This is a genomic window from Pseudomonas japonica (assembly GCF_013522925.1).
GTDB classification, from domain to species: Bacteria; Pseudomonadota; Gammaproteobacteria; order Pseudomonadales; family Pseudomonadaceae; genus Aquipseudomonas; species Aquipseudomonas japonica_A.
In genome coordinates, this window is sequence record NZ_JAAMQU010000010.1 from 115,988 (window position 1) to 128,556 (window position 12,569).

Consider the following 12,569-nt stretch of genomic DNA (forward strand, 5'->3'; position numbering starts at 1 on the left):
CCTCTATCTTTGCGTTACAACACTGCTTGACCGAATTCAAAATCGAAACGTAGCATTGCTAGATACCAACAACGAGAAACGTCGATGCTGCCCACCTCCCTTAACAACGCGAAACTGGTCGGCCGGGTCTGGCTTCCCGGCAAAGGCCCTTCAGTGGTTATCCTGCGTGAGAACGTGCTGATCGACGTGACCCCTACGGTGGTCTCGATGGCGGATTTCCTTGATAACGATCCCGCCCAGCGCTTCGATGCCCTTACCGGAGATGCCGTGGGCACCGTCGAGCAGTTGATTCTCGATGCCGAACAGATGGGTTATCACTCGCAGCGCCCGTGCCTGCTGGCGCCGTGTGATTTCCAGGCGCTCAAGGCCTGCGGCGTAACCTTCGCCAGAAGTATGGTCGAGCGAGTGATCGACGAACGCACGTCCGGCGATCCGGCCCGCGCCGATGAACTGCGCGAACGCATCGGCACGCTGATCGGAGGCACCTTGTCCAATGTGCAGGCGGGCTCGCAGAAGGCAGCCGAGGTCAAGGCAGCGCTGATCGCCGAGGGCTTGTGGTCTCAATACCTTGAAGTGGGTATTGGCCCGGACGCCGAGGTATTCACCAAATCGCAGCCCATGTCGGCGGTCGGCTACGGTGCTCAGGTGGGGGTGAATCGGATCTCGCAATGGAACAACCCTGAGCCCGAAGTAGTGCTGGCGGTGGACAGCCAAGGCACCATCAGAGGGGCCACCCTTGGTAATGATGTAAACCTGAGAGACGTGGAAGGCCGTTCGGCGCTGCTGTTGGGCAAGGCCAAGGACAACAATGCCTCGTGCGCCATCGGGCCGTTCATCCGGCTGTTCGATGACACCTTTACGCTCGGTGACATCGAGAACGCCACCTTGACCATGGCAGTCACTGGCGAAGACGGCTTCGAGATGACCGGCCGCTCCAACATGGCCGAGATCAGCCGCAAGCCCGCCGAACTGGTTGCCCAGACGCGCAGCGATTCGCACCAGTACCCCGATGGTTTCATGCTTTTCCTCGGCACCATGTTCGCCCCTACTCAGGACCGCGGCGAAAAAGGCTCCGGGTTTACCCACAAACGCGGCGATGTCGTGGAAATCTCCACGCCATTGCTGGGTACCCTGCGCAACACCGTGGTGTACGCCCACGAAGCGGCGCCCTGGACCTTCGGTACCCGGGCGCTGATGCGCAACCTCGCCAAGCGAGGCCTGCTATGAGCACGCCCTCGTTGAAGCTTGTGGTCACCGATCATGCCTTCGCAAACACCCACTATGAAAAAGCGGCTGCCGAGGCGGCCGGCGCCGAGTTTGCCGAGCACCAGTGCCGGTCCGAAGACGAGGCTCTGGAGGCGGTACGGGCGGCGAATGCCGTGGTCAACAATTTTGCGCCGATGACCCACCGGGTGATGCAGGCCATGGCGCCTGGCGCGGTGATCGTGCGTTACGGGGTGGGGGTGGATAATGTCGACCTCGCCGCCGCCAGAGCACTCGGGGTGCGAGTATGCAATGTGCCGGATTATGGCGTGGAAGAAGTGGCCGATCATGCGGCCGCCATGACCCTGGCACTGGCCCGCAAGCTGGACCACTTCGGCAAGGGGATCCGCGGCGGTGACTGGAAGATCGGCCAGATGGTCGATGGTTTACGTTCCCTGCGCGATACCACCGTAGGCCTGATCGGCCTGGGTCGAATTGCCCGTGCCTACGCGGCGCGCATGGCGGTATTCGGCTGCCGCGTCGTCGGCCACGACCCCTACGTGGACGAGGAGCAGGCACGGGCGGCTGGCATCCAACCCCTTTCGCGGGATGAAGTGATCGCCTGCGCCCATGTGCTGTCGCTGCATGTGCCGTTAACCCCTGAAACGCGCCACATGATCGGCGCCGATGCCATCGCGCGAATGCCTGATGGAGCGATCCTCATCAATTGCTCTCGCGGTGGCCTGGTAGATGAGGCCGCGTTGAGCGCCGCGCTGGTGAGCGGGAAACTGTCGGGCGCGGGGCTGGATGTGTTCGAACAGGAACCGCTTCCCGCCGACTCGCCTTTGCGCACGGCTCCGCACGGATTGCTATCGCCCCATGCTGCGTTTTTCTCTGACGCATCGGTCGACAAGCTGCAGCGGCTGGCCGCTGACGAGGCGCTGCGAGGCCTTCGTGGCGAGCCCCTTCGCTGCGCGCTGACCTGAGGAGAAAACCGGATGAACTACCGCGACAAACTCGACCTTACAGGGAAAACCGCGCTGGTCACCGGTGCCGGTCAGGGCATCGGCGCCGCCATCGCCGAGGCGCTTGCCGAAACCGGCGCGCGGGTGGTCTGTACCGACATCCTGCGCGAGCGCGCCGAAGCGACCGCGCGGTACCTTGATACCAAGGGTTACCACGCGCGTGCCGAGGTGCTGGATGTGACGGACACCGCCGGCATCAACGCCCTCGCTGATGCCTTGCCCGCCCTGGACATTTTGGTGTGCAACGCCGGTATCGTTTCCAATACGCCGGCCGAGGACATGCCAGACACGGAATGGGATCGGGTGATACAGGTGAACCTGACCGGGGTATTTCGTACCTGCCGGGGGTTTGGGCGGCGGATGCTTGCCGCCGGGCGCGGTTCGATCATCACTATCGGTTCGATGTCCGGGCAGATCGTCAACGCTCCGCAACCCCAGTGTCACTACAACGCGTCCAAGGCTGGCGTACACCACCTCACCAAGTCGTTGGCGGTGGAGTGGGCCACACGTGGCGTGCGGGTAAATGCAGTAGCACCGACGTACATTGAAACGCCTTTGCTGCACGGTCTGGAAAGCCAGCCAGGGCTGATTCAGAAATGGCTCGACATGACCCCCGCCGGGCGCATGGGCCAGCCCCATGAAGTGGCATCAGTGGTGCAGTTTCTGGCCTCTGACGCCTCTTCCCTGCTGACCGGCGCCGTTATCACAGCAGACGCCGGGTATACGTGCCTGTGAGGAACACCAGGGCGGCGGGTGCAGGCAGCCTTAACCCACCCCCTGCTCTTTCGCCGCCACCCTGCTCGCCGGCACGGGCCGGGCAGTTTCCTCGTAACCCATAGGGTTGGCCTGCTGCCAACGCCAGGCGTCGCGCATCATGGTGTCCAGGTCCCGTTTGGCCACCCACCCCAGCTCTTCGAAGGCCCGTGTGGGGTCTGCCCAACACTGGGCCACGTCGCCCGGCCGCCGCTCACATCGGTCCAGGGGCAGGCTTACCCCACTCACCCGTTCGAAGGCAGCGACCAATTCCAGCACGGAGTAACCCAGCCCGGTGCCCAGGTTCCACGCGCGAAGCCCGGCGTGTTGGCGATGCCGTGCCCTACTACTGCCCTGTCAACGAGATCTCCTTCTGGGCCTGGGCCGGAGGGGATGTCGCCTATTTCAATCCGGGCGCCACAGGCAGGGGCCTGGAACTCAAGCACCAACTGGTGCGCGCCAGCATTGCGGCAATCGAGGCGGTGCGGGCGATCGAGCCGAGGGCGCGCTTCGTGCAAGCTGACCCCCTGATCAACGTGCGCGCTGCACCGGGCCGGCCGGGTGATGCGGAACCGGCCGAGGGCGACACCCGCGAACCGTGGCTGGACTATATCGGCCAGCAGGTTGCTCAGGCCATGGCCGCTGGCGTGCCGCTGGAAGGCGTGTGCCTGTACCCGGTGCTTGATTACCTTGGCTGGGATGACGATCGCCATTGTCACACCGGCCTGTTGGGGTTCGCCGATATCCACGGTCACCGGCAGGTGCATGGCCCGTCCGCGGCCGCGCTCAAACGGATGGCGCAACGCTGCGGTATCGCCGCCAACCCGAATACCGCCGATCCATTGCCAGAAGAAGGAACTGCGGAGGTGTCATGAACAGGGGTATTCCGCCGCGCGGCGCAGGCCGGTTCCTGTGGCAGTACGTGTGTCGGCACCCGGTGGCCTATGGCAGCCTGGCGGTGTTCATTGTCGGCGGCGCCAGCTGCACGGTCGCCGTGCAATACGGCATGAAACTGCTGGTAGACACCATGAGCGAGGCAGGCCCGGCCAGTAGTCGCGTATGGATGCCGTTCGGCCTGTTCATTGCCTTGATCGCCGTGGAAAACGTGTTCTGGCGCCTGGGTGGATGGCAGGGCTGCCGCACCGTGGTGAGAAGCTGCGCGCAAATGCGCGTAGACCTGTTCAGCCACCTCACCGGCCACCCCATGCGCTACTTCGCTGAGCATTATGCCGGCGCACTGGGTAGCCGTATCTCCGCCACCGGCACCGCCGCTGGCGCGGTGTATGGCGCACTCATCTGGAAAATCACCCCCCCCCGTGCGTGGATTTCATCGGTGCGGTGGTGGTGCTTGCCACCGTCAGGGTTGAAATGGCCTTGGCACTGGTCGCGCGCGTGTTACTGGTAGCGGTGATCATCACGTATTTCGGCATACGCGGGCTGTACCTGGAAAAGGCACGGGTATTCCATGACGTATGCGTAGCGCTGATGGCGGGTGGGATGCTGGCGTGGGCCATCCAGTTATGGACCCGGCATCAGGTCACCGCCGGCGACGTAGTGCTGGTGAGCGCGCTGACCTTTCGCATTCTGCATGGCTCCCGCGACCTGGCCCTGGCGCTGGTGGACACCACCCAGCACTTGGGGGCGATCGCCGAAACCCTGAGCATTATCGCCCAGCCACATGGCCTGCCCGACCACGACATGGACTGGCCGGTGCGCCAGGGCGCGATCGACATCGACCAGGTGAGCTACGCCTACCCGGGCGGCAACGGGGTGCTGGACGGCGTGAACATACGCATCGAGCCAGGCCAGCGTGTGGGTATCGTCGGCCCCTCTGGCGCCGGCAAAACCACCCTGATCGGGCTGCTGCAGCGGTTGGATGATGTAAGCCGAGGGGCGATTCGCATTGACGGGCGGGACATTCGCGAGATGAGCCAGGACAGCCTGCGCCGCCTGATCGCGGTGGTGCCGCAGGAGCCGGCGTTGTTCAACCGAACCATCTACGAAAACATCCTCTACGGCCGCCCCGAGGCCACCCGCGAGGAGGTATATGCCGCGGCGCGCAACGCCTACTGCCACGACTTCATCGACCAGCTGCCCCAAGGCTATGACACGCCGGTGGGCGAGCGCGGGGTGATGCTGTCTGGCGGCCAGCGACAGCGGCTGGGCATTGCCCGGGCGTTTCTCAAGAACGCGCCAATCCTCATCCTCGACGAAGCCACCGCCGCCCTGGATTCGCGCTCCGAAGCCGTGATCCAGGCGGCGCTCACCGACCTCATGCAAGGGCGCACCGCACTGGCGGTGGCGCACCGCCTGGCGACCATCGCCGCGTTCGACCGGGTGCTGGTAATGCGCGCCGGGCGGGTGGTAGAAGACGGCCACCCTGACCACCTGCGCCGGGGCGGGGGGCTGTTCGAAGCGCTGTGGCAGGCGCAAACCATGCCCGAGGTATCGCCGGGGAACGAGGTTGGTTGAGCGAGATTCAGCCCGTGCTCAACCTATCGCTTCCAGCCGCGTCACCACTTCCGGCGCCAGCTGTAGTTGCCCTGCGGCGATGTTCTCCCGCAAGTGGGCCACACTCGACGTGCCAGGAATCAGCAAGATATTCGGCGAGCGCTGAAGCAGCCAGGCGATAGCCACCTGCATCGGTGTTGCGGCCAGTTCTCCGGCCACCGCCTCCAGCGCGGTGGACTGCAACGGGCTGAAGCCTCCCAGCGGGAAGAACGGCACGTAGGCAATGCCCTCGGCAGCGAGCGCGTCGATAAGCGGATCGTCGCCCCGGTTCGCCAGGTTGTAGAAGTTCTGCACGCAAGCGATGGGCACGATGCTTCGCGCCTCGGCTACCTGCGCGGCGGTCACGTTACTCACCCCGATGTGCCGGATCAACCCTTGGGCCTTGAGCTCGGCCAGCGTGCCGACCGCTTCGGCGATGGAGCCTTCTGCCGGGCTGTGCAGCCCGTGCATGCTGCGAAAATTCACCACATCCAGCTGTTCCAGGCCCAGGTGGCGCAGGTTGTCATGCACGGCCGCGGTCAGCTCGGCAGGGGAAAGCGCTGGCAGCCAGCCGCCTTGCGCATCGCGCCGGGCACTGACCTTGGTGACCAGTGTGAGTCCCTCCGGGTAAGGGTGTAGCGCCTTGGCGATCAACTGGTTGGTCACGTGCGGCCCATAGAAGTCCGAGGTGTCGATGTGATTCACCCCAAGCGTTACTGCCTCCTGAAGCACGGCAATGGCAGCGTACGGGTCCCGGGGCGGCCCGAACACTCCCGGGCCGGCCAGCTGCATGGCGCCGTAGCCCAGGCGGTTGACCTGCCGATCGCCCAGCACATAAGTGGTAGTGGTCATGGAACACGCTCCGTCAGCCAAGAGAGTGGCCACTATAGGCGGGAGGTGCCTGCGCGATAATTGGCTATAGTGCGCACACCCTGTACGGAGCGGCGAACAATGACGGTGGACCTCAACGACGTGCGCGCCTTTATCGCCATTGCCCAGGCGAAGGGCTTTCGAGACGCGGCAAGGCGCACTGGCGCCAGTGCGTCGAAACTCTCCGATGCCCTGCGCCGGCTGGAGGCGCACCTGCAGGTGCGGCTGTTGCATCGAAGCACGCGCAGCGTGGTGCTGACCGAGGCAGGCGCCAGGCTGCTCGAAGCGCTGGGGCCCGCGATAGCAGACGTCACCCGCGCACTGGACGCCGCGCGGGGCACGGACGAGCAGCCTGCCGGCACCTTGAAACTGAACGTGCCGGTGGTGGCCGCGCGGCTGATCCTGCCTCGGCTGTTGCCGGGTTTTCTGGCCCGCTACCCTGCCATCAAGGTTGAAGTGATCGCCGATGATCGCTTCGTGGACGTGCTGGCCAGTGGTTGCGATGCGGGTATCCGCTACGAGGAAGGGCTGCAGCAGGACATGGTGGCCGTGCCCATCGGCCCGCGTACCCAACGGTTTGCCCTGGCGGCCGCGCCCGCATACCTCGAACGGCACGGCATTCCGCAGCACCCCAACGACCTCGCGGGGCACGCTTGCCTGCGCGCCCGCTTCGCCAGTGGTGCCGTGCCCGCCTGGCTGTTCGAGCAGGATGGCCAACAGCTGGAGGTGGAGCCCGAAGGCCCGCTGGAGGTCCAGATCGGCGGTGCCGCCGAACTGCTGGTGGACATGGGGATCGCCGGCAGCGGGCTGCTGATGCTCTTCGAAGACTGGCTGCGCCCGCATTTTGCACGTGGGTTGCTGGTACCTGTGATGGAAGCCTGGTGGCCAACGTTCAGCGGGCCGTTTCTCTATTACCCGGGCCGCCGCCACCTACCCGCCCCGCTGCGGGCCTTCGTGGATTACATCCGCGCGCATGGCCCTGCGACAGGCGACCTGAAAACGTTACGCGAGAACCTGCCGCCCCTATGAAACCAGCGAGGCCAAACACCACCGTTTGGCGTTCACGGCACGTTTGGCTAGGCTTGCCGCACTTTTGCGCTGTTGTGAGGAACCCTGCCAGTGACTAATCCCATAACGCTCCTGCGTCGTCGTTTCGCGTCCCTGCGTTGGCGCACCCGTATCACCCTTTGGGCGGCCGCCACCGTGGCCGGGTTGCTGGTAGTGATGTTCGCTCGGCTGGCGGATATGGCCTTGGCACAATTCACCGAACAGACGGCGAACCGACCATGGCTGCCGTTCCTGTACACGCCGGTGGTCGGCATGCTTGTGGTGTGGCTGACCACGCGCTTGTTTCCAGGCGCCCAGGGCAGCGGAATCCCTCAAGTGATCGCCGCTACGCGATTGATACATCAGGGCAAACCGGTCGACAAGCTGGTTTCGCTGCGTATCGCGTTCGGCAAGATAGCGCTGGGGACACTGGCATTGACGGGGGGCTTTTCCGCGGGGCGCGAAGGCCCCTCGGTTCAAGTGGCGGCGTCCATCATGTACTTCTTTCACCGCTTCCTGCCCAATGCCCGGATTGTAAGGGCGCAGGATCTCATCCTGGCGGGAGGCGCGGCAGGCATCGCCGCCGCTTTCAACACGCCGTTGGCCGGTATTGCGTTCGCGGTCGAAGAGCTGGGGCGCAAGCTTGAAACCCGCACAAGTGGCGTACTGTTGAGCACCATCATCCTTTCCGGCCTGGTAGCCATTGCCTTGCAAGGTAACTACAACTATTTCGGCCATTTCAATATTCAAGATGTCGGCCTGGACATCGTGGCGCCCGTAGTGGTGATCGGGATCGGTTGTGGCCTGGCCGGCGGCTGGTTCAGCCGAATGCTGCTCTGGCCGCAACGGTACCGCCACCTCGCGGTGTGGGAATGGCGCCGGCTTCACCCCGTATGGTTCGCTGGTGGCTGCGGCCTGCTGGTCGCAATCCTGGGCTGGGCCAGTGCCGGGACGTCCTTTGGCAGCGGTTACGGCATTACCACGCAAGTGATCGCATCTCACGTCGGCCTGCCCTGGCATGCGCCCATTACCCGCTTTCTGGCCACAGTCGTGACCTATTTTTCCGGTATACCGGGGGGCATCTTCGCCCCATCACTGGCGGTTGGCGCTGCGATCGGCACCAACGCAGCTGCGCTGTTCAACCTCGCCGCCCAGCCCACCATTGCCTTGTGCATGGTGGGCTTTCTGGCTGCGGTCACACAGTCGCCCATCACCTCGGCGATCATTGTGATGGAGATGATCGACAGCCACGGCCTGGTGATCAGCCTTATGGCCGTGGCGCTGATTGCCAAAGCCGTCAGCGCACGGATGGGCCCTGAGTTGTACCAACAACTGGCCCGCGGTTTTGTTCACGCCGCCGAGCACGCGCCGCCGGCAATGCGATAATCGCCAGGCGGCGTGCCTATTCACTTCAAGCCGCCTCGCCTCAGGTCGATAACCCGTCAAGCAGCTACCTGCCTTTTCAGCGAGAGCGTTTGATGGACACCCTGTCGGCCAGTGACCGTGAGCATGTGCTCGAGAATGCCACCGCCCAGTTCTGGAAGCACATCGCGCCCGTGGTGAAGATTGCTTTCGGGATTCACGTGGTGCTGTTCGTGCTGTTTCTGGTGCTGGACCTGCGCCCGTTGTGGCTAGGGAACATAGCGAGCATTGCCGCCTATGTGGCCTGCCTGCGCGCTATCGGCCAGAAACGCTTTCAGCTGGCGGGCATGGTGATGTGTTCGGAGATCATCCTGCACGCGATGCTGGCGACCTGGGTGCTGGGCTGGGAAAGCAACTTCTACTTCTACCTGTTCTGCATCGTGCCGATTCTGTCGTTCAGCTTTCAAACCGCGCCGTTGCGCCGGATGCTGCTGAGCATGGCGATCCTGCTGGTGGCCATTGGCGGTTTCGCCCTGCGCCACCGCCTGGGAGGGGCCTACGCCGTCTCGCCCGTGTTGATGGAAACATTCGGCTTCATCAACCTGTTCACCGCCACAGCGCTGCTGCTGCATGCCACTGTGTTATCGGTACGCTACTCGCTGACGATGCAGTTCCATCAGTTTCATAGCGCCAACCGCGACAGCCTTACCAACCTGTATACACGCCGGCGGATACTCCAGCAGGCACGTCAGCTTCCGCAGAGCGTGCCGGTATCGGTGGTGTTGCTGGACGTGGACCATTTCAAGCAAGTCAACGACCGCCACGGCCACGACCAGGGCGACCGTGTATTGCAGCGGGTGGCCCTGGCGATCAGCGGCAGCGTGCGGGATACCGACATGGCCGCGCGCTGGGGCGGAGAAGAGTTCCTGGTGTTGATGCTTGCCACGCCGCTGGGCGAAGCGCGGAACGTAGCAGAGCGGATCCGGGCGCGCCTGAGTGATGCAGCCGATGCCCAGGCACTAACCGTGACCGCAACACTCGGGGTGGCGCAGCTCCGCCCGGGCGAGACGTTTCGTGAGCTGTTCAGCCGGGCGGACCAGGCCTTGTACCTGGGTAAACAGCAGGGCCGCGACCGGGTGATGCTGGCGGACTGACGTCGCCGTTGGTCGCGCAACGGCCATCGGCGCTGTAGCGCAACGGTGATACGGCCGATAGCCCGTTACAGCACTTTGCCACCTTTGAGCCGAGCCGTATGTCAACCGCCCTTCAGTCGTTCGAACCTCCGCGTTCCGGCAGCCATGCTCGGTTGGCCCGCCGTTCCGCCTGGCTGGTCACAGCCCTTATGCTGTGCCTGTTCCTGGGCGCCAGCAGCGTGGTCACCCAAGTGGCATCCACGCTCAACCACGATGAAATACAGCGCAACAAGCACCTGGCCAAGACAGCAGGCGAGGCCTGGATTACCAATATCACCTTCACCTTGCTGGACTTCGCGTTCTGGGACGAAGCCTACGAACACACCCACGGCAAAGTGGACACTGCGTGGACCACTCACCAGGTGGGCATGGGCCGCTCTCTGTTGTCGCAATATGGCCTTAACGGCGTGTTTATCGTGGATGCGCGGCAGGTCACCCGCTACGCTTTCGTGGCCGGCGAATTCGGTGATCGACAAGCCTCAGACTGGATCAAGGGTGACCTGTCGGCTCTGCTGGCGCAGGCCCGCGCCAAGGCTGGCCAACGCGCCGCAGTAACAGGGTATTTTCTCGTGGACGGTCGACCCGCCGTTGTCGCAGCCGCCGCTATCCAGCCGCTGTCCTACACACTGACTACGCCCACCAGCGAGCTGGCCTACCTGGTGTTCGTGGACGTACTAGGCCCGGTTTCGCTGCAGCGCATGGGCAGCATCTATGGCTTGCCTAACCTGCGCCAAGGCAGCGCGCAGTCGCCGGTCAGCCTCCAGCTGTCAGACGATCCGCCGGTGTATCTCACCTGGGACATCGCCACCCCCGGCGCCACCTTCCTCAGGATGGTGCTGCCGCTGGTACTCCTGACGTCGCTGATCTTCAGTGGCGGCGCCTGGTTGCTGCTGCGCCGCTCCATCCGCGCGGCCGAGCAGATCGACCGAGGCCGTGAAGCCATGCGCTTGAGCGAGGAACGCTTTCGCGATATCGCCGAGGGCGCCTCGGACTGGATCTGGGAAACGGACGCTACCCTGCGCCTGACGTACCTTTCAAGTCGCTTTCGCACCGCCACGGGCTTCGACACTTCGCAGTGGTTGGGCAAGCCGCTGCACCTGTGTCTGAACCTCAGCGCGGGTGTATTTGACACCTTGGCCTCGCAGCCTGAAGGCCATCGCCAGGTAATGCCCTGCGCCCATACCGATGCCCTTGGCGGCCAACGGCTGGGCAGCCTGCACGCGCGTGCCATCCGTGAGAATGGATGTGTGGTTGGCTATCGCGGCACCGTAAGCGACGTGACCGAGGAGGCCGAGGCGCAGGCGCGCATTGCCTACTTATCCGGCCATGACGCGCTCACCGGGTTGCCCAACCGCGGGCAGGCCTATCGGGTGCTTCAAACCCGGCTTGCCGATGGCACCTGTACCAGGGCGTTTGCGATCCTGTTCATCGACCTCAGCGGGTTCAAGCAGATAAACGATTGCCTGGGGCATATCGCAGGCGACCAGGTGTTGGTAAAAGTGGCGCGGCGCCTGGGTGAGGCCTTGCAACCCGACGATGTGCTGGCCCGGCTGGGCGGGGACGAGTTCCTGATCATCACCCCCAGGGTTACCCAGCACTGTTTGAGTGAGTTGTGTGAAGGTTTGCTGGGGGACTTCACCCCGCCGATCGTCACCGCCGAGCACGAGCTACGCCTTGGGCTGTGCATCGGCATCGCCCAGGCGCCGGTGGACAGCACCGATGCCGAGGAGCTGCTGCGCCTGGCCGATATTGCGCTGTATGAAGCCAAAAGCCGTGGCCGTCACGGCTGGCAGCTGTACAACGCCGAGATGAAAACGCGCATCCAGGAACGCCGGCAGCTGGAGCAGGACCTCAAGCACGCCGTTCAACACGATGAATTCACTGTGGTGTTCCAACCACGCTTCGATATCACCGGCGCGCGCATCCTCGGCGCCGAGGCACTGGTGCGCTGGCAGCACCCGGAGAAGGGCCTGCTCAGCCCCGCGGTGTTCATTCCGCTGGCGGAGGAAACCGGCCTCATCGTCGCCCTCAGCGACATTGTGATGCGCCGCGCCTGCGCGCTGGTGGCCAGCTGGCCGGAGCCGGTGTTTGTATCGGTGAACCTTTCGTGTATCGAATTCATGCGCAGCGACCTGGTCGCCCGCATCGAGCGAACCTTAGCGGCCACCGGGCTACCCGCCTCCCGGCTGGAGGTGGAAGTGACCGAAAGCGTGATGATCGACAATGCCGACGGGGCCCTGGCGTTGATGGTCCAGCTCAAGAAGCTGGGCGTGAAACTGTCCATGGACGACTTCGGCACCGGTTATTCATCGCTGAGCTACCTCAGCTGCTATCCGTTCGATGGCATCAAGATAGACCGCAGCTTTGTGATGAACCTCAGCGACCCCAAGGCCAACAACCAGGCCATTGTCAGCGCGGTGGTAGCCATGGGCAAAAGCCTGGGCATGGTGGTCACTGCCGAGGGTGTGGAAACACCCGAGCAACTCGAAGTACTTGCCACCCTGGGCTGCGACCAGGCGCAGGGTTACCTGCTCGGCCGCCCCATGCCTCCTGACGCCCTGGCGACCTTGCTGCTGGCGCAGCATGCCGTGGCCGCGCAAAGCGAGACCAGCTAATAACCGGCGAA

At 64.0% G+C, this 12,569-nt stretch carries 9 protein-coding genes and 2 pseudogenes; 9 read left to right on the forward strand and 2 right to left on the reverse strand.

The features are described 5' to 3' along the window. Window positions 1–84 precede the first annotated feature (84 nt). The 3 genes from G7016_RS16885 to G7016_RS16895 are packed head-to-tail and all read left to right on the forward strand — an operon-like array spanning window position 85 to window position 2,963. Window positions 85–1,227, forward strand: coding sequence for a fumarylacetoacetate hydrolase family protein (locus G7016_RS16885; protein ID WP_181116696.1), 1,143 nt, complete (start codon window positions 85–87; stop codon window positions 1,225–1,227). Next, window positions 1,224–2,189, forward strand: coding sequence for a C-terminal binding protein (locus G7016_RS16890; RefSeq protein WP_181116699.1), 966 nt, complete (start codon window positions 1,224–1,226; stop codon window positions 2,187–2,189). Before G7016_RS16885 ends, G7016_RS16890 begins: the two co-directional genes overlap by 4 nt. A gap of 12 nt (window positions 2,190–2,201) precedes the next feature. After that, complete coding sequence (locus G7016_RS16895) at window positions 2,202–2,963, forward strand: SDR family NAD(P)-dependent oxidoreductase (protein WP_181116703.1); 762 nt, start codon at window positions 2,202–2,204, stop codon at window positions 2,961–2,963. A gap of 30 nt (window positions 2,964–2,993) precedes the next feature. Here the strand turns inward: G7016_RS16895 and G7016_RS25170 are convergent, their stop codons facing one another. Beyond that, a complete protein-coding gene (locus tag G7016_RS25170; protein WP_308812180.1) occupies window positions 2,994–3,260 on the reverse strand; it encodes a GDP-mannose 4,6-dehydratase in 267 nt (88 codons plus the stop codon). A 59-nt stretch (window positions 3,261–3,319) separates the two neighbouring features. Here G7016_RS25170 and G7016_RS25175 point away from each other — a divergent pair. Both G7016_RS25175 and G7016_RS16910 read left to right on the forward strand, forming a co-directional pair. Next, window positions 3,320–3,856, forward strand: a pseudogene (locus G7016_RS25175) (hypothetical protein); the annotation flags it as partial. Further along, window positions 3,853–5,453 (forward strand): annotated as a pseudogene (locus G7016_RS16910) (ABC transporter ATP-binding protein). The pseudogenes G7016_RS25175 and G7016_RS16910, both read left to right, overlap by 4 nt. Window positions 5,454–5,471: 18 nt before the next feature. Here G7016_RS16910 and G7016_RS16915 read toward each other — a convergent pair. Then, window positions 5,472–6,323, reverse strand: coding sequence for an aldo/keto reductase family oxidoreductase (locus G7016_RS16915; protein WP_181116709.1), 852 nt, complete (start codon window positions 6,321–6,323; stop codon window positions 5,472–5,474). Between the two features lie 99 nt (window positions 6,324–6,422). On the opposite strand from G7016_RS16915, the gene G7016_RS16920 reads away from it, so the two are divergent. The 4 genes from G7016_RS16920 (at window position 6,423) to G7016_RS16935 (ending at window position 12,558) form a co-directional block, all read left to right on the forward strand. Further along, entirely contained in the window at window positions 6,423–7,370 is a 948-nt protein-coding gene (locus G7016_RS16920; RefSeq protein WP_181116712.1) for a LysR family transcriptional regulator, read from the forward strand. 90 nt (window positions 7,371–7,460) lie between these two features. Beyond that, complete coding sequence (locus tag G7016_RS16925) at window positions 7,461–8,774, forward strand: chloride channel protein (RefSeq protein WP_181116715.1); 1,314 nt, start codon at window positions 7,461–7,463, stop codon at window positions 8,772–8,774. Between the two features lie 92 nt (window positions 8,775–8,866). Next, window positions 8,867–9,904 (forward strand): GGDEF domain-containing protein, encoded by a 1,038-nt coding sequence (locus G7016_RS16930; RefSeq protein WP_181116719.1) that lies wholly within the window; start codon window positions 8,867–8,869, stop codon window positions 9,902–9,904. Between the two features lie 98 nt (window positions 9,905–10,002). Then, entirely contained in the window at window positions 10,003–12,558 is a 2,556-nt protein-coding gene (locus G7016_RS16935) for a bifunctional diguanylate cyclase/phosphodiesterase (protein ID WP_181116722.1), read from the forward strand. Window positions 12,559–12,569: the final 11 nt, after the last annotated feature.